The sequence below is a fragment of the Arthrobacter sp. S41 genome (assembly GCF_004320535.1).
Lineage (GTDB): Bacteria > Actinomycetota > Actinomycetes > Actinomycetales > Micrococcaceae > Glutamicibacter.
Map to the genome: position 1 here is coordinate 1,237,849 of NZ_SIHY01000001.1, position 17,349 is coordinate 1,255,197.

13 protein-coding genes are annotated in these 17,349 nt (G+C 53.7%); 4 read left to right on the top strand and 9 right to left on the bottom strand.

Going from position 1 to position 17,349, the window contains the following annotated elements:
- Window positions 1–6: 6 nt before the first annotated feature.
- Both groES and EYR88_RS05705 read right to left on the bottom strand, forming a co-directional pair.
- Complete coding sequence (gene groES, locus EYR88_RS05700; protein WP_022874060.1) at window positions 7–303, bottom strand: co-chaperone GroES; 297 nt, start codon at window positions 301–303, stop codon at window positions 7–9.
- A gap of 194 nt (window positions 304–497) precedes the next feature.
- Window positions 498–1,955, bottom strand: a complete 1,458-nt coding sequence (locus tag EYR88_RS05705) for an amino acid permease (RefSeq protein ID WP_242632542.1) — start codon at window positions 1,953–1,955, stop codon at window positions 498–500.
- Window positions 1,956–2,503: 548 nt separating this feature from the next.
- On the opposite strand from EYR88_RS05705, the gene EYR88_RS05710 reads away from it, so the two are divergent.
- The 3 genes from EYR88_RS05710 to EYR88_RS05720 all read left to right on the top strand — a co-directional run bounded on the left by EYR88_RS05710 (window position 2,504) and on the right by EYR88_RS05720 (window position 7,678).
- The gene (locus EYR88_RS05710; protein ID WP_131088723.1) at window positions 2,504–3,745 is read left to right on the top strand and encodes a class I SAM-dependent methyltransferase; all 1,242 of its coding nucleotides are present in this window, start codon (window positions 2,504–2,506) and stop codon (window positions 3,743–3,745) included.
- Window positions 3,746–3,899: 154 nt separating this feature from the next.
- Window positions 3,900–5,042 (top strand): glutamate--cysteine ligase, encoded by a 1,143-nt coding sequence (locus tag EYR88_RS05715; protein ID WP_131088724.1) that lies wholly within the window; start codon window positions 3,900–3,902, stop codon window positions 5,040–5,042.
- Window positions 5,043–5,260: 218 nt separating this feature from the next.
- On the top strand, window positions 5,261–7,678 hold the full coding sequence (locus EYR88_RS05720) for a DUF262 domain-containing protein (protein ID WP_131088725.1): 2,418 nt from the start codon (window positions 5,261–5,263) through the stop codon (window positions 7,676–7,678).
- 89 nt (window positions 7,679–7,767) lie between these two features.
- On the opposite strand, the gene EYR88_RS05725 is transcribed toward EYR88_RS05720, so the two are convergent.
- Both EYR88_RS05725 and EYR88_RS05730 read right to left on the bottom strand, forming a co-directional pair.
- A complete protein-coding gene (locus EYR88_RS05725; RefSeq protein ID WP_242632543.1) occupies window positions 7,768–8,235 on the bottom strand; it encodes a MarR family transcriptional regulator in 468 nt (155 codons plus the stop codon).
- A gap of 5 nt (window positions 8,236–8,240) precedes the next feature.
- Window positions 8,241–10,556 carry an MFS transporter gene (locus EYR88_RS05730; protein WP_131088727.1) on the bottom strand — a complete coding sequence of 772 codons (2,316 nt, stop codon included), beginning with the start codon at window positions 10,554–10,556 and terminating at the stop codon, window positions 8,241–8,243.
- 419 nt (window positions 10,557–10,975) lie between these two features.
- Between EYR88_RS05730 and EYR88_RS05735 the strand changes: the two genes are divergently transcribed.
- Window positions 10,976–11,806, top strand: coding sequence for a fumarylacetoacetate hydrolase family protein (locus EYR88_RS05735; RefSeq protein ID WP_131088728.1), 831 nt, complete (start codon window positions 10,976–10,978; stop codon window positions 11,804–11,806).
- 120 nt (window positions 11,807–11,926) lie between these two features.
- Here EYR88_RS05735 and EYR88_RS05740 read toward each other — a convergent pair whose 3' ends face one another.
- The 5 genes from EYR88_RS05740 to EYR88_RS05760 are packed head-to-tail and all read right to left on the bottom strand — an operon-like array spanning window position 11,927 to window position 17,340.
- Window positions 11,927–13,525: a glycoside hydrolase family 32 protein gene (locus EYR88_RS05740; RefSeq protein ID WP_242632466.1), complete on the bottom strand. Its 1,599-nt coding sequence runs from the start codon at window positions 13,523–13,525 to the stop codon at window positions 11,927–11,929.
- Window positions 13,522–14,472, bottom strand: coding sequence for an ATP-binding cassette domain-containing protein (locus tag EYR88_RS05745; protein ID WP_131088729.1), 951 nt, complete (start codon window positions 14,470–14,472; stop codon window positions 13,522–13,524). Before EYR88_RS05745 ends, EYR88_RS05740 begins: the two co-directional genes overlap by 4 nt.
- Window positions 14,469–15,386: an ABC transporter ATP-binding protein gene (locus EYR88_RS05750; protein ID WP_131088730.1), complete on the bottom strand. Its 918-nt coding sequence runs from the start codon at window positions 15,384–15,386 to the stop codon at window positions 14,469–14,471. The genes EYR88_RS05745 and EYR88_RS05750 overlap by 4 nt, the downstream gene beginning before the upstream one ends.
- Window positions 15,383–16,357: an ABC transporter permease gene (locus tag EYR88_RS05755; protein ID WP_131088731.1), complete on the bottom strand. Its 975-nt coding sequence runs from the start codon at window positions 16,355–16,357 to the stop codon at window positions 15,383–15,385. Before EYR88_RS05755 ends, EYR88_RS05750 begins: the two co-directional genes overlap by 4 nt.
- Window positions 16,358–16,362: 5 nt before the next feature.
- Window positions 16,363–17,340: an ABC transporter permease gene (locus EYR88_RS05760; protein WP_022874071.1), complete on the bottom strand. Its 978-nt coding sequence runs from the start codon at window positions 17,338–17,340 to the stop codon at window positions 16,363–16,365.
- Window positions 17,341–17,349: the final 9 nt, after the last annotated feature.

The window sequence follows — 17,349 nt, forward strand, 5'->3', positions numbered from 1 at the left end:
GTGGCGTTACTTTACGACAACTGCCAGTACGTCGCGAGCCGAGAGTACGAGGTACTCTTCGTTGCCGACCTTGACCTCGGTTCCGCCGTACTTCGAGTACAGAACTACGTCGCCTTCAGCAACGTCTACAGGAACGCGGTTACCCTTGTCGTCAATGCGGCCGGGGCCTACTGCAACAACGGTGCCTTCCTGTGGCTTTTCCTTAGCGGAATCAGGGATAACAAGGCCCGAAGCGGTGGTGGTTACGGCTTCGACCTGCTTGATGACAATGCGGTCTTCGAGCGGCTTGATGGAGACAGACATGGTCTCTCCTTTTCGTGTACGAACCAATGGTGGTAGGGGTGCGCCCTATGGCATTGGACCAACCGTCGTCGCGGTGCCAGTTGGTGGTATCCAGTCAGGCGGTGGTTCCACACCCAATAAAGTGTGCAGAACTTCCAACACTGACTTTAGGACGTGCTTTAGCACTCGGTCAAGGCGAGTGCTAACGAATGCCCTTAGTTCGTCACACCGGTTCGCGCAGAGCGCACAGCAGCCGACTCTTCGATGTCCTCCGGAGCCGAAAGATCGATCTGTTCAAGGGTGACCATCTTTGACTTAGTGACCAACCGGTGCCCCAACCACAGCCCGAGGAATAGTGGCAGACCAATGTAGGCGGACAGTACTTCCAGGCCATGACCGGCTAATACCGCCTGATAGTTCTGTCCAACAATCACGGCAATAAGCATTATGAACGCCACGATAGGACCCAAGGGGAACAATGGTGCACGGTACGGAAGATCTTTGACGCTATAGCCCTGCGCCAAATAGCCGCGCCGGAAGCGGTAGTGTGATGCGGCGATGCCTACCCAGACAATAAATCCGCATAGTCCGGAGACGTTGAGCAACCAGGTGTAGGCGGCACCCTGCCCTACCAGTGCGGTCAGGAACCCAAACAGACCCACCGCTGCCGTAGCCATCAGAGCGATAATCGGAACACCGCGGGAATTGGTGCGTCCAAAAATCTTGGGAGCCTTTCCGTCATGGGCCATGGAGTAGAGCATGCGGGTAGAGGCATAAAGACCGGAGTTCCCGGCAGAGAGAATCGCTGTAAGAATCACTGCGTTCATTGCTGCCGCAGCAAAGGCAATGCCTGCGCGTTCAAAGACCAAAGTAAAAGGTGAGGAAGCAACATCCGCTTCACCGCTGGCCAACAGGCTGGGGTCAGCAAAAGGAATGAGGCAACCGATGATGAAGATGGCACCGATGTAGAAGAGCATGATGCGCCAGAAGACTCGGCGGATTGCTTTGGGAACTTCTCGGCGGGGGTCCTTAGCTTCACCGGCAGCAACACCCACCAGCTCGGTGCCTTGGAAAGAGAAACCGGCAATCATGAATACTGAAAGAATGGACAGCCAACCACCATGGAAGACTTCTTTGCCTTCCCTCCAGTTGGCCAGTGGGTCACTTTGCGTTCCGAGCACTCCGAAGATCATCAACACGCCAGCAGCCAAGAAAGCTACCACGGTGGCAACTTTGATCATGGCCAACCAGAACTCACCTTCGCCGAAAGCTTTGGCCGAGAGCGCGTTTAGTGCCGTTAGCGCCACGAGGAATACTGCAGCCCAAATCCAGCCCGGAACATCGGGCAACCAGAAGCTCATGACGATGCCGGCGGCTACAAGTTCAGCAGCAACGGTGATGGCCCAGTTGAACCAGTAGTTCCAGCCAATGGCGAAGCCGAACGAGGGTGAAACAAATCGGGTAGCGAAGGTTTGAAAGGAACCAGCCACCGGGAGCTTGGCAGTCATCTCCCCCAGTGATTGCATCAACAGGTAGACCATCAGGCCGACTGCCGCATAGGCCACCAAAGCGCCGCCAGGTCCAGCCTCCGCGATGGTTCCACCCGAGGCGACAAACAAGCCGGTACCGATAGACCCACCGATGGCAATCATCTGTAGGTGGCGACTACTCATGCCGCGCTTGAGTTGGTTTTGAGCCAGTGGCGCAGGGTCGTTCAGGTCCCCGACACTTGTTGGCAATTGATTGCTCGACGTCGTTGTCGTTCGCTGCATAGATTTCTTCACAGGTGCCATGGAACACCAAACCATGACCGAATGCGACCTGAGTCACTTCAGTTTTCCTCTATGCACTTCGCCTTTATCGCGCAACACGAGCAATCTGGCTTCGCAGCTCGCTAACTCGAACGACTGACTCTAAATCAGCCAAAGCTCTACCCGCCAGAAACATTTGAAGGATGCAACAAAGCATTACGCTTTCTAAACAAATGGCACTCCATGAAACAGCTTCGCTTAGCCAGCCAAGAATCACGCTTCACAGTTTGAACCCAAATGCCCTGACTCCGATCTCTCCCGAGGCGTGGGCAGCACCCGATTGCACCGACCTTCAAGACCATCAAGAGAATCTGAATATGACGCCGTAGTGTCACATAGGTCACATCGCCCAACTGGAGGCAACAGGCTTCTAGACAAAACAAGCAAACTATCAACGCTAGGCTTGAGACATGGCTCAGGCTTCTAACGACTCAACGCTCAACGAACAATTCGCCGCTCTGCTTTCTGCAGAAGGCTGGCAATTGCTTTCCACCATTGATCCATCCATGGTCTCTTCCAAGGATGCAGCGTGGACCCTGAATGAAAAACTGCGCAAGGACGGGCACGCACCAGAAGTGGTTCGTGCGGTCATTGCCCAGTCCGAGCTTCGTTACAAAGCCCGCGTCAAGTTTGGCCCTTTTGCTGACTCGTTGATTTTCACTCCGGCCGGTCTGGAACAGGCCACCCGGCTGACCATCGCCGGGCTACATGCCCAACGCTTCACCAAGGCTGGCGCAACCCACGTGGCTGACCTCGGCTGCGGTATTGGTACTGACTCGATTGCACTGGCAAGTGCCGGACTGCAGGTCACCGCGGTAGAAAAAGATGAAACCACCGCGGCAGCAACCACGTTGAACCTGATGCCATTTGAGAATGCCAAGGTTGTGCACGGTGGAGCTGAGGAAACAGACCTGACTGGAATTGACGGAGTCTGGCTTGATCCGGCACGCCGAACCGATGTCGCCGGTAGTACCCGCAGACTCTTTGACCCAGAGGCCTTCTCCCCTCCCCTGTCTTTTGTTGAGAAACTGGTTGATTCCGGACTAGATGTTGGCGTGAAGCTTGGCCCAGGCCTGCCCCACGATGCCATTCCTGCGAATGCAGAATCTGTGTGGATTTCTGATCACGGATCAGTCATTGAAGCGTGCCTCTGGTTTGGCAAACTCAAGCGTGAGAACGTGGCTCGCGCTGCTCTGGTCATCGACAAAGATGGCGCTCATGAATTGACGAGCCCTGTGGCGGACAAAGATGACAAGTTAGCTGAAGTTGGTGAACTGGCTGCGCACATCTATGAACCCGATGGTGCGGTGATCCGTTCTCATCTGATTTCAAAGCTTTTGGAAAGCACCGGAGGGCATCTGCTTGATGAGCACATTGCCTACTTCACGCATGAAGATAAGATCTCCACTCCCTTTGCTCGTGGTTATGAAGTGCTAGCAGTTCACGACTACAACGTGAAGAAACTGCGTAGCTGGGTCAAGGCCAATGGCATTGGCACCTTGGACATCAAAAAGCGCGGAGTTGATGCAACGCCAGAAGAGCTACGCAAGATTCTTCTGGCCGGCGCACCCAAGGGCGCGAAGAACCGAGCAACGCTGATGCTGGCACGTATTGGAGATAAGCGTGTAGCTTTCGAAGTATCACCTCACTAATCTGAGGTGATGCACCTCCCATCGGTTCGCTATCCCAACCGACGAGTTGCAATATATAGAATGGGTATGGAGAAACAACGATTTTCGGTGAATCTCCTGTCCTGTTTGTTCGGCTCCGGAGTGATCCGCCCGAGTAGTCATCACAAGGAGCACCGTGCAGAAAATCGAGTTCGCCAAATCCGCCCAATCCACCATTGGTGTTGAATGGGAAATTGCTCTAGTCGATCGCGAAGACGCGGACTTGTGCTCGGTAGCTGAAGATGTCCTTGACCAGCTCAAGAAAGATGCTGGTCTGAGCCATGAAGATGAGCACCCAACGGTCAAGCCAGAGTTGCTGATGAATACCGTTGAGGTAGTCACCGGTGTGCACAAGACAGTGGCCAGTGCTGCTGAGGAACTTCGCACCAACGTGCGAATGCTCAATGACGTTGCCGGAGACCACGGAGTAGATCTGTACTGCGCAGGCTCCCACCCGTTCGCAGCACCAACGTTGCAGCCGGTCACCGACAAAGACCGCTACGCCAAGCTGATTGACCGCACCCAGTGGTGGGGCCGCCAAATGGTGATCTACGGTGTACACGTTCACGTTGGTTTGGATAGCCGAGATAAGGCCTTGCCTATCACCGATGGCTTGATCAATTACCAGCCACATTTCCAGGCGCTGAGTGCTTCCAGCCCATACTGGGGTGGAGAAGACACCGGCTACGCCTCCCAGCGTTCACTAATGTTCCAGCAGCTTCCGGCCGCCGGCATCCCTTTCCACTTCAATTCATGGTCTGAATACGAAGCACATATCGCAGACATGCTGCATACCGGCGTGATTGATGATGTCTCAGAAATCCGCTGGGACGTACGCCCAGTGCCTCGCTTTGGCACCGTTGAAATGCGCATCTGCGACGGCTTGAGCTCACTAGATGACATTGCGGCAATTACCGCTTTGACCCAGTGCCTGGTTCACGACATGTCAATGTCAATTGAAGCTGGCTACAAGATCCCAATCATGCCTGCGTGGTTCCGCGTTGAGAACAAGTGGCGCGCAGCCCGCTATGGTTTGGACGCCATCATCATCCTGAATGCTCAGGGTGATGAAATGTTGGTGACTGACCACTTGCGTGCAGAAGTCAAGCGCCTTGCTCCCGTGGCCGAACAGCTGGGCTGTTCAGAGGAACTTCAAGGCATCATTCGTCTCATCGAGGCTGGTGCCGAGTACCAGCGTCAGCGTAAAGTCTTTGCCGCTTCCGGTGGGGATTTCAAGGCTGTTGTGCGCGACAACGTTGCACGAATGAAGTCGGTCTAAGAACCTTCGATAGAAAACATCTAGAACGGTGCCTCATGAGATTTCGAAATTTCGAGATTTCATGAGGCACTGTTTGTTTCTATCCGAAGCGGCGCCGACATCCGGTAGCTAATGCAGAATTGGCCTCCTCTACCATCTCTAAAACATTAGCCCTGTGGAATTTCAAGCGATTTTATGCGCTGGTTCGGCCGGAACCACAATATTGCTAAGATTCAGGCATGAGAGGTCAAGTTACTGAAGTTTTCAGAATTTACGATGCGCAGAATAAAGAACTGCTAATTCCGGTCTACCAGCGAAATTACGATTGGAAATCTAAACACTGTGAGCAATTACTTCGAGATCTGATCGATCTCGCGCAGTCAGGTAGACCAAAGCACTTCTTCGGCGCAGTCGTCGGGAAGACTGAAGGTTCTTGGCGATGGGTGGTTATCGATGGACAGCAGCGTCTTACGACGGTTAGCTTGCTAATGTTGGCACTTGCAGACCTCATCACCGCTGGATCCATCGAATCGTCCGATCCGTCACTGGGTACAAAGATCAGAAACAGCTATCTCTTGAACGACGCGGCTTCTCAGCAACCAAGGGTGAAGCTAAAGCCGGTCAAAGACGACGCTGACGCATATCGCAGGCTTTTCGGTCCAGCGTCCGAATACATCGAGTCCTCAAATGTGACCGCCAATTACAGGTACTTTTTATCCCGGATACCTCAACTCGGATTGACGGCTGATCAAGTCTGGGCATCAATCAACAAGCTCGAAGTCATGCATCTCGATTTGGAAGAGCATGATGACCCTCAGAGAATTTTCGAGAGCCTCAATTCCACCGGCTTGGAACTTTCGGAAGCCGACAAGATTAGGAATCTCGTGTTGATGGGGCTTCCTTCAGCAACACAAAACTTGCTGTACGAAGATTACTGGAACCGCATGGAAAAGAACGTGAATTACGATACCGACGCTTTCCTTCGTTGGTATCTAATCACCAAGACTTCCAAGACACCCAAACTGGACCAAGTCTTCGACAGTTTCAAAAAGTTCATAGTCAATGATGAACGCGACATCCAAGCAATCATGTCGGAGATCCGCGATTATTCTGACTACTATAAGCGGATACTCAGCGCAAAAACCGGCTCGGCAATGGTTGACGAACGACTGCGCCGCCTCGCTTTACTGCGCCAAGACGTTACCTTGCCCTTCTTCATGCCACTGATGGCCGAGTACCAGAACGGAACTGTCACAGAAGCTGACTTCGCAGACTCGGTCAGAATCGTTGAGTCTTACCTTTTCCGCCGTTGGGTTTACGGACTGGCAACGAACGCGCTAAATAAGATTTTTGCTCTTCTCTACAAAGACGTCCGTAAATTGAGGAAGCCAAACGATAAGTTCTCAGACGTCCTTGCCTATTTACTTACACGCCGATCGGGTAGTGGTTGGTTCCCCACTGATGAAGATTTTCAGGCCGATTTCCGGACTCGAGACATGTACCGAGTACAATCTGAACGCAGAAAGTACATCTTTGAATGTCTGGAGAACCAAGACTCAAATGATACGCGTGACATAGCTGCCGGGATCGAGAGCGGCAAACTGAGTATTGAACACATCATGCCCCAAACGTTGACTGAAGACTGGCGATCGGACCTAGGTGAAGAAGCCGATGCTATCCACGACGAATGGGCCCATCGAATCGCCAACCTAACGGTTACTGGCTACAACTCTGAGTACTCGAACAGCAATTTCGCCGTCAAGAAAACCCGACCTAACGGATTTAACTTTTCACCGTATCGCCTGAACTCGTTGCTCAAGGAGAGCGATACTTGGGGCTTGGATCAGCTCAATGCCCGCAGTGAGATTTTGACGAAGACAGCGTTGGAATATTGGAGCTACCCATTCTCTAAATTCGAGCCACCGCATGTCCCGGTACCGGTGGAGCCCATGGGCACCGACACAGACTTCACCAACCAGAATGTCATCGGATTTGAGTTTGAAGGTACAAAAGCGACTGTCGCAAACTGGCGTGACTTACTTCTATACGTTCTGAAGGCACTAGTCGAAAAAGATCGCGAAAAGATGTTTTCGTTCGCTAGGACGAATGACGCATTCGTAGAGGCGGCGGCTAGCCCAACGGATCCAACTAGCCTCCGCGAAATTGTACCTGGGCTAAAAGTTAGTACTCACTCCTCAACAGGCGTCAAGGTAGCCTTGCTACGGAAGATTTTCGACTTCATGGACTTAGATCCTGAAGAGCTCTTCATTACCCTACGGTCAACGAAAAACGATGCTGCTCATGCCCAAGAGGAAGTCGAGCTTGAGAGCGAATTTTCGGAAATCACAAAATTCATTGATCAGCTTGAGCCTCTGACTGACACTGAGTCTTCAATTGAAGATACCGCTGACCTCCGTCATGAAATTCGTGAGGCTCTCGAGAAGTTCCGTGTCAGCGAGTGGAACAAATTGCTCGGGACCAAGCCAGCCACGTTCGCCAAAAACGACGAGAATATCGGCGCGGCAAGCGCCGATCAGATTTTTGCGCTTTGCAGCGCAAAGCTCTTCGAGGAAGCAGAATTCGACGGTGAAGCCCTTCACGATATCATCTTGGATGGCTCTCTGATGCGATGGTTCCAGCGACTCAAGACGTTGTAAACCGGCGAATTGAGCCAAAAGGAAACCCGTGGGTGGTAACTGATCAATGATCAGTTACCACCCACGGGTTATGTCTTCTGCGCCGTCGCCTAGGAGACGTGGCTGCTTAGTTCCATTTGTTCCGAATAGCGCGACAACAGTTTCGCTAGATCGGACAAGTCCCGAGGATCCCATTCACTAAACATGTCTGAATACTCAGAACGCGTAGCCTGTTTAATTTCCGCAAAACGCTTCATCGCAAAGTCAGTAGGACTGACTAGATACACGCGTGCATCTTGCTCTGAGCGTTCCACCTGAATCAGACCCCACTGTTTCAAGTCCTTGAGCTGACGAGAAACAACGGACTTGTCCATGTGGCAGTCTGAGACGACTTCAGAGACTGTCACGTCTCCCTTGGGCCCACGCAGCGTGCGCAGTAAGACCATGCGAAGTACGGCGAACCCGGCGCCACGCAGTTCAGGATGAAACTGCGTGGCCGCATTAGCCATGCGTCCTTTGACTATTGGAGCGAGCCTTGCAAAGGCAGCCTCAATGTCATCAAGCGCCGGGCCATTCATTCGGCTCACAACCCTGCGCTCCGAGAATCTTCATCGGTACCGCTTGGCTGCTCGCCAGCTGGCTTTGCAGGTGCCGAAGGCTGAGTACCAGCATCAGCGACCGGCTGTGGTTCAGCAGGAGCGGTAGCTTCGCTCTGTGCTGCGTGGCGTCCTTGCATCCGGCTAACCGCACGGCGTTCGGCCTGCGCTTGGAGACGCAGTTCGTGCTGTGCACGTTCAGTGTCATCCACACGCTCGCCTAGAGCATTTAGCTTCTGATCATAGGACTTCAGAGTGTGAACAGCATTACCTACCTGCTCTTCGATTTGTGCGTGAGCTGCGCGGGCACGCTCTAGCGCTCCCTGCAGTTCCTCAACCATGAATTCTGCGCGGGCAGCTTCATGGTGCACTTCGCTCTCTGCGTTCTGAAGCTTCTGGGCAACGCTTGGTTCGACGTTTTGCTCAGACCCCGTGGTCCCAACGCCTTCACCAGGAAGTGCGTTTCGGTTACGCATGACCTGATCAACTAGGTCGCGCTCATCCATCCGACGGGCCACGTGCAACTGCTTACGCGCTTCGGCCAGCTCTTCTTCAGTTGGCAGCGTTATCGCACCGGTAGCGATGAGTTCTTCGTATCCGCGGCCGCCACGTTCGGCTGGCTCAAGGGCAGCAAGTTCTCCGCCAAGCTCTTCCTCAATCTGCTCGGAAGCAGTCTTCTTGGACAGTGGCTTATTAGGCAGGAAAATTGCACAGATCAGGGTGACGATTGCCAATGGGACAACCAGCAGGAACAAGAAGGCAATGGACTGGCCATAGGCGCTTTCCACGACGGTACGCACTGGTTCACATAGGTCGTTGACGGCTGGAACGGTGCCGCTGGTCAGGGACTTCAAGCTATCTGCACAGTCAGGGTGATCAACAAACATCTGCGGAGCACCGGCAGCCTTGTTGATTTCTTCAAGAATCTTGTCCATACCGGACTTCATTTTGTCGGATACCTGGGTACCAAGCACGGTTCCAAGAACGGAAACACCGATGGTGCCGCCGAGGCTACGGAAGAAGGCAATGGCGCCGGAACCGGAACCGATCATTCGTGGAGGCAGTGAGTTCTGTGTAACCAGAACTAGGTTCTGCATGAGCACACCGGAACCAAGACCAAGCAAGAACATGCCAAGATCCACAAACCACAATGGAGTGTCGTAGTCGATACGCGACATCAGGTAAAGACCAACGGTCAGTACTACGCCGCCGCCTACTACGTACTTCTTCCAGTAACCGGTACGGGAGATCAACTGACCTACAACAATGGCACCAAACATGGAGCCAAGAACCATTGGCAAAGTCTGCAGACCGGAGTGGGTTGGGGTGAAGCCGCGTGAGAGCTGCAGGTACTGACTGAGGAACACGGCGGTACCAAACATGGTCACACCAACGGCAATCGATGCAACGGAGGACAGTGCAAAGGTGCGCTGTGCAAACAGACGCAACGGGATGATTGGTTCCTTGATGCGCAGTTCCCAGAAAACGGTGGCAGCAATTAGTATTGCTGCGGCGGAGACCATGATGATGCTCTCCGAGGAATCCCAAGCGAATCCACCTGAGTCTGCAGTCTTACCGCCCAAGCTGATCCAGATCAGCAAGAGGCTGATGCCGCTAATGATCAGTGCAGCACCGAGGAAGTCGAATTTGGTCTCGCGCTTGACCTGGTTGATGTGCAGGGTTCCCTGGATCAGCAAGAATGCAACAACAGCAAATGGCACACAAACGTAGAAGCACCATTCCCAGCCCCAGCTATCGGCGATAACGCCACCAAGCAGTGGACCACCAATCTGTCCGACGGCCATGACGGCACCCATGATGCCCATGTACTTACCGCGCTCGCGAGGCGAGATGATGTCAGCCATAACCACCTGAACCAGCGCCATCAGGCCACCGGTACCGATGGACTGAATCAGACGCCAGCCGATAAGCCACTTCATAGCGCCTTCGTGCGAGTCGCCACCGATTTGGCTGGAGAAGCCGGCTGCAACGGTACCAACAACGAAGATGATCAAGCCGATTTGTAGCAGCAGCTTGCGGTTGAAGATATCGGAGAGTTTGCCCCAGATTGGGGTGGTCACTGTCATGGACAGGAAGGCCGCAACCAGTACCCAGGTGTACTCGGTGTTAGTACCGCGAAGATCCGCAACGATTTCTGGCATTGGTGTTGCCACCACGGTGGACGAAACCAGAACGGTAAAGATGGCGGCCATGAGGCCGGAGATGGAAAGCATGACCTGAGCGGGCTTCATCGGTGCCGATGATTTCACGCTCGGTTCTATAGGTGGTGCAGAAGTTGACATTACTCAACTATCTAAAAAAGGTTGAGAACTGTCAACCTATTTACTTGACCCGTTCACGGCTCGAAATTTACATTGCAAGACTATACTTCAGCGTGATTCCGGGGTTACGCCTCACAACCAACCTCGTTACTGACCAGTAAGTATGTTGGCTTTGTTGGCAAGATCACAGCGATTCCAGCTGTCCCGATTCAACAGCTTGCTGGAATCAGGATCGTGGGTGCCGCACACCCCTAGGACACACGGCTCTTCGCTTCAAGCATGATGTGAGTCCACGCTTCGATACTTTCGTTGAACAGCACAGTAGTGGTCTTTGCGCCACGGATGAGCGAGCGATCAGGTTGTTGATGACTCCTTCATCAGTTCTCGTAGCAATGCGACCCAAAGCTAAATGGGCCTGCTCTGGAAGATACGATGTCCTCATGCCTGAAGCTTCATATCGCATTGCCCGCGTCCATCCCAAGGACGCAAAAGACTCACCAATTCCAGAGCAATTCTTTGTACGAAATGACGCGGAGGACTACGACTCCCCCGAGGGTCAAAAGTGGACGATCATCGATTCGCCATTCCCGACATCACGAGCAAACCAAAACAGCGCTTCACGCGAAGGTTGGGAAATCAACGATGTCGTCTCACAAGACCAGTTTGATCTACTTGCACCCTGCGCCCCGACCAACATCTTTGGCATGGCCCATAACACCGGTGCACCAGGCCGCGCCATTCCACCGCAGTCATTCCACAAGGCTGCCAGTTCAGTCATCGGACCGAACCAAGCAATTGAGCTAATGAGCTCCGACGCTCGCGTCGAGCCTGAAGCCGAACTGACGATTGTCATTGGCAAACCAGCAAAGAATCTAACACTGGACAATGCTCGCGAGGTTGTTCTTGGTGTAACTATCGGCAATGACGTCACGGACCGTGATGCTCAGAAAGCTGATGAACTATGGATCAGTGCCAAGAGCCCAGATACGTTCACACCACTGGGTCCATGGATTGTTGTTGGTCTAGAGGACCAAGACCTAGAAATAGGAATCGTACACAACGGCGAAGCACTAGAAACCTCGACTACGCAGAACCTCGGTTGGGGCGTCGAAGAGATCTTGGTTTATCACAGTGAATTCTTGACCCTACAGCCTGGTGATGTCATCTTGACGGGCTTCCCTGCCACGAGCCGACGGATCGCGGCTGGCGATGAAGTCACCTGCAAGATTCAGGGAATTGGCGAACTGACCAATCCGGTCATTGCGGTCTAATTGTCTTTGAACACTGAGAAGGGATGCCTCCAAGAATCAAAAGATTCTTGGAGGCATCCCTTTCTGTTCCCAGTCTTCGTCTCGTCATACTTCCCACGAGATGAATTCAAAGATCATTGGCTACGCGAAGCTCAGGTTGCGCACTTTGAGGTTCTTGTAGGTTGCCTTGCCGCCAGAAACAAAGAGTTTGATCCCTGAATCTGACGCTAGCGGGAACACCCGGTGTGAATGAACAATCCGTCCATCACCGAGGAAGACTTCAACGCTGGAACGGTCTACCAAGATTCGTACCTTTACGCGTCCGTTGGACACCTTGAGCGGACTCTTGGTTTCGCTCCTATCCCCTGGGTGGAAGCTCGGCTTGCGATTCACATAAGCGAATCCACCAGCCAAGTAGAGCCCAGTGGCAACGTGACGAGTCCCGGTCTTTGCCCGACACAATTCAAAGCCAACGTTTTCCGGTGGATTGGCTGGGTCCCAGTTCAATTCACAGGTCAGTTCGTAGGCGCTGCTGGAGAATTCCAGAACCTTTTCGCCAGATACTTTTGGGCTACCGAGGCTGACCGTAGGGCCCGCCAACTGATCCAGTTCTGCCACCGGAACCGACGCGAGGTAATACCCGCTCGTGCCTGCGATCATCCTTAGCTCGCGGACAATCATGTCGTCCCCGTTGTAACCATCGGTGGCCATGCTTGGTGCGTTGTGCGGGTAATCCCAGAAGTTGTTCCAGCCAATAGCACGACGCAGTTCAGGGTTCTCGCTGCCGCCAGCGTGGTGATCTGGATAGGTCACCGCTCCATAGAAGTCGAAGCCCCAGTCCAACCATTGCGGGTCATCTTCTGTTGTGGTGAAGCTTGTTCCATCAAACTTACCGAGCCAGTAGGCATAGGTAGCAGGCAAGTCTCGCGGCTTTCCATTGGCGCTGGTACCTAGCACCCAATGCTTGGTTCCATCAGAGGCCTGGATTTGGAACAAGTCTGGGCATTCAAGGATGCCCAAAGTTGTGCGCACAAATTCGCTGGTGCGTTTCCACTGCTTCAGATTTTCAGACACATAGATTCCCAGTCGGTCACCTTCAGCATTGAGCATGACCCACCGGGAAGACTCTTCATGCCAAATAACCTTGGGATCGCGGAAAGCTTCCTTGCCCGGATTTGCTAGTACTGGTTCGGTTCCACTCGGCTGGAAGGTTCGGCCTTTATCGGTGGAGTACCAGAGGTATTGTGCTTGCTTGCTATTAGGTGCCTGAGTAACCAAGGCAATGAGCGCATTCTTCCCATAACCAGCAGTGTTGTTCTTATCAATGACGATTGAGCCTGACCAGCAGTCACCGTTCTTGCTGGCGTGCTTGCTGATTGCGACACCTTGGTCAGCGAAATTTACGTGGTCTTTGGTAGTCGTCAATCGCCAGCTGGTACCCGTTCCACCAAGGATGTAATCCTCGTTGTACAGGTAGTAATAGAGATACTCACCGTCCAAATAGATGGGACGTTGCGGATCGTTCTTCCAGTTATCAGGAACGCTGAAGTGGAAGCTGGGGCGGTAGCTCATGGCTGTGGTGGCTTTCGCTTTAGTTTCTGCCCGTGGTGCTGCCGGTGCAGCGTTGGCTACGCCTGTGCCGAGTCCGGTCAGGCCCAATGCGGTGGCCGAGGCAAGTGTGGCGACAATACTTCGCCGGGACGGACCATCATTGCTCGCGTCTGTGGTTTTAGAGGTCAATTCATCTCGCTTTCCTCGGCCAGCACCCAGTGCTGGTTAGCTTCATCGATCATGTGTTTTTTGAGGTTGGCACCGGTTGACCAGCGCTGAATTTTTTCACGCAGGGCAGCACGCTTAGTTGCGTCCTGGGTGCTGTTACGGTCTGGGTTCGGCACGGCACCAACGAGTAGCTGAGTGTACGGATGTCGTGGGTTATCGAGCAGTTGCACTGACTCCCCCGACTCAACAATGCGTCCTTCATTCAGTACCGCGATACGGTCCGAAAGATAACGTGCAGACGCCAGGTCGTGGGTGACGTAGAGGATGCTGATTCCATGCTCATCGCGCAGCTTATGGAGCAGGTTCAGAACACCAATGCGTACCGAAACGTCCAACATCGATGTTGGCTCATCAGCCAAGATGACACTTGGCTTAGCTGCCAACACACGTGCGATGGCAATACGCTGACGTTGCCCACCGGACAGCTCATGGGGGAAGGAAGAAAGCACCTCAGGGTTCAAACCCACAGTGCTCACCAACCTGGCCATTTCATTGCGCTTGGATCTGATCTCGGGTTGGTGCAAAGCCAACGCGCGTTCAAGGATGTGCTCAACTCGGAAGGTTGGGTTCAGCGACCCAAAGGGATCTTGGAAGACCATCTGGACATCGCTGCGGTACTTACGTGCTGCAGCTCCTTTCAGGCCGGCAATTTCTTTGCCGTTAACCAGGACCTCACCGGAATCAGGAGTCTCAAGTAGCGCCAAGCAACGGGCTAGCGTGGATTTTCCTGAGCCAGACTCCCCTACCAGCGCAACAATTTCTCCGCGCTGAATCTCAAGATCAATATCCCTGAGCGCAGGAATCCTCTTGCGCTTGAGCAGTGAAGAGCTGCTGTAGGACTTGCTCATTGAGCGAATAAAAACGGCCGGACCTGTGGTGGAGGTCTGAGGCGTTGCAGTTGAAGTCATGACAGTTCTCCTTGCGACAGCGCTGGCTGATTAGTCGGAGCCACCCAATGTCCCTGACTGATTTCTTCAAGGTCCTGAATGTCAGTAAATTTTGTTCCCTCTGCCAGGCCGGTAAGTTTCACCCGTGGCCCATGAAGTGGAGGGAATGCTCCGAGCAACGCTTGGGTGTAGGGGTGGCTTGAGTCGTCGCGCAGAACTTCTGATGGAGCCATTTCAACAATGCGACCGCCATACATGATGCCGATACGGTTGGAGAGCTCAAGCATCAATGACATGTCATGGGTGATGAAGAGAATGGCAAATCCGAGCTCGGTTTGCAGTTCACGAATCTGCTCCAAGATTTCCTGCTGAACCACCACATCTAGTGCCGTGGTTGGTTCATCAAGGATTAACAACCGTGGGTTCAACGCACAAGCCATAGCAATGACAATGCGTTGACGTTGTCCGCCAGAAAGCTGATGTGGGTAAGCACGCAAACGTGCCGGATCAATGCGCACCATCTGCAACAGTTCTTTGGCGCGACTCAGTGCCTCGGCACGACTGCCACCGCGATGTGTACGAATCACGTCAACAAACTGCTCACCAATGCGAGTGACCGGGTTGAGCGAGTTCATGGCGGATTGGAACACCATAGCTACGTTGTTCCAACGCCATGCTCGCAAGGATGCTTCGTCCATGCCCAGCACGTCTTTGCCATCAAAGAGAATCTTGCCGTTGGTGATGCGTGCCGGATCCTTGAGTAGTCTCATGATCGAGTTGGCGATAGTGGACTTGCCACAGCCGGACTCGCCAGCCAAACCAAAGATTTCACCTGAGTTGATGGTGAAGCTGACTCGGTCCGCTCCACGTACAGCGCGTTCATCACTCACGTATTCAACGGTCAGGTCCTGGACTTCCAATACCGGGACGCTCATTTTTCTTCCTTTCGCACCACGGTGGTTGCCGCGGTGCTCTTTGTTGCATGCTTTGGTCGGCGCAGGCGTGGGTTGGTGATTTCATCAACTGCGTAGTTGCACAGGGCCAAGGCGAAGGCAACCAATGCGATGGCCAGACCCGACGGTACAAAGATCCACCATTGACCCAGCATCAGCGAGCCATCACTGGTGGCCCAGAACAGGTTGGTACCCCACGAAATTGTGTTCACGTCCCCTAGACCCAGGAATTCAAGGCCAGCCTGGGCACCGATGGAACCGATGATGCAGCCCAGCAAGGTGGTCATAACCACCGATGCCATATTCGGAAGAATTTCGCGCACCATAATGCGCAGTGGGCGTTCGCCCGAGACCAGCGCTGCGGCGACGTAGTCTTTGCCTCGGATGGACATGGCTTGTGAGCGCATCACACGTGCACTGCCTGCCCAGCCGGTAATCACCAATACAACAATGACCGTTCCAAGACCTGGCGGCATGAAGGCTGCCAGGATCACTAGCAAAGGAAGGCCAGGAACCAACAGGAACACGTTGGTAACCAAGGACAGTACTTCGTCTAGGCCGCGCCCAAAGTAGGCACCGCTCAAACCAACTAGGACGCCAACCACGGTAGAGAAGATGCCTGCGGCAAAACCGACAAAGAGTGAGGAACGTGCGCCCCACAGCGTCAGCCCCAAAACATCCTGTCCCTTGGTGGTGGTACCCAACCAGTGCTGCAGACTTGGGGTGCTTGCACCGGCAGAGGTAATACGTGCTGGGTCACCCGGGAATAGCACCGGGGCTAGCAGCGCCAAGACGATGAAGACAACGATGATGCTCAGCCCGGCGACTGCTTTGCCGTTGCGTAGCAAGGTGCGCAACAGGCGGGTAGCGCTCACACGCGCTCTGTTGGCTGCGCTTTCGTCCGTGGGCTCTTCAGCTATCAGGGTTTGGGGATCTGTGACATTCTGACTCATGATGTTCAGCCCTTCCGCACGCGAGGGTCTAGTCGGACGTAGACCAGGTCTACGAGGAAGTTTGCAATCAGCACTGCGGCGGTAATGGTCAAGAACATGCCCTGCATCAGTGGGTAGTCAAGGCCTTGAACTGCACCAAGTAGCTGGTAGCCAACACCTGGGTAGGCAAACACCACTTCCGTGAGCAGTGCGCCACCGACAATAAATCCAATACTCATGCCCATGCTGGTCACCGAAGGCAGCATCGCGTTGCGTGCTGCGTAGTTCAGCATGATGCGGTGTGGACGAAGGCCCTTAGCCTCAGCCATCAAAATGTAATCTTCAGAGTTGGTGGCAATCATGGTGTTGCGCATTCCCAACATCCAACCGCCTAGCGAAACCAACACGATGGTCAGCGCTGGCAAGATCAGGTGGGCTGCCACGTCCAAGATGAATACAAGGTTGAAGCCGGGGACCAATCCTACGGAGAAGGCGTGGCGCATCGGAGCTACGCCCATATTGATGCCAAAGATGTACAGCGCACCCATGGCTAGCCAGAAGTACGGGAATGAGCCGATGAAAACCAACAGCGGTGGAGCCACCGAGTCCAAGAATCCGCCACGACGCCAGGCTGCAAGGATGCCCAGCAGGTTGCCAAGGATCACCGCGATAATCAAAGACGTCAACCCAAGCAACAAGGTCCATGGCAGCTGCGAGGCGATAACCTCAGAGACCGGAGTGGGGAAACGGGAAATCGACATCCCAAAATCACCGGTGAGGATACGGCCAAGGTAGGCAAAGTATTCAGGGATGATTGGTCCGCCATCTACGCCCATCAAGGTGCGTAGTGCTTCGACCTGTTGAGGTTCGAGTCGTTGCTGCGAACGAGAAAGCATGCGGGTGACGGGGTCACCTGGCATCAGTCGTGGCAGCAGAAAGTTTAGGGTGATTGACGCCCAGAAGGCTAAAAGATAAAAGCCTAGGCGTCGTAAGAGGAAACTCATGGTGTGTGT

Coding starts and splice junctions, on each gene's coding strand:
- EYR88_RS05725 (WP_242632543.1), bottom strand. CDS start 8,235: ATGAATGGCCCGGCGCTTGATGACATTGAGGCTGCCTTTGCAAGGCTC.
- EYR88_RS05755 (WP_131088731.1), bottom strand. CDS start 16,357: ATGAGTCAGAATGTCACAGATCCCCAAACCCTGATAGCTGAAGAGCCC.
- EYR88_RS05720 (WP_131088725.1), top strand. CDS start 5,261: ATGAGAGGTCAAGTTACTGAAGTTTTCAGAATTTACGATGCGCAGAAT.
- groES (WP_022874060.1), bottom strand. CDS start 303: ATGTCTGTCTCCATCAAGCCGCTCGAAGACCGCATTGTCATCAAGCAG.
- EYR88_RS05730 (WP_131088727.1), bottom strand. CDS start 10,556: ATGTCAACTTCTGCACCACCTATAGAACCGAGCGTGAAATCATCGGCA.
- EYR88_RS05710 (WP_131088723.1), top strand. CDS start 2,504: ATGGCTCAGGCTTCTAACGACTCAACGCTCAACGAACAATTCGCCGCT.
- EYR88_RS05705 (WP_242632542.1), bottom strand. CDS start 1,955: ATGAGTAGTCGCCACCTACAGATGATTGCCATCGGTGGGTCTATCGGT.
- EYR88_RS05750 (WP_131088730.1), bottom strand. CDS start 15,386: ATGAGCGTCCCGGTATTGGAAGTCCAGGACCTGACCGTTGAATACGTG.
- EYR88_RS05735 (WP_131088728.1), top strand. CDS start 10,976: ATGCCTGAAGCTTCATATCGCATTGCCCGCGTCCATCCCAAGGACGCA.
- EYR88_RS05745 (WP_131088729.1), bottom strand. CDS start 14,472: ATGACTTCAACTGCAACGCCTCAGACCTCCACCACAGGTCCGGCCGTT.
- EYR88_RS05760 (WP_022874071.1), bottom strand. CDS start 17,340: ATGAGTTTCCTCTTACGACGCCTAGGCTTTTATCTTTTAGCCTTCTGG.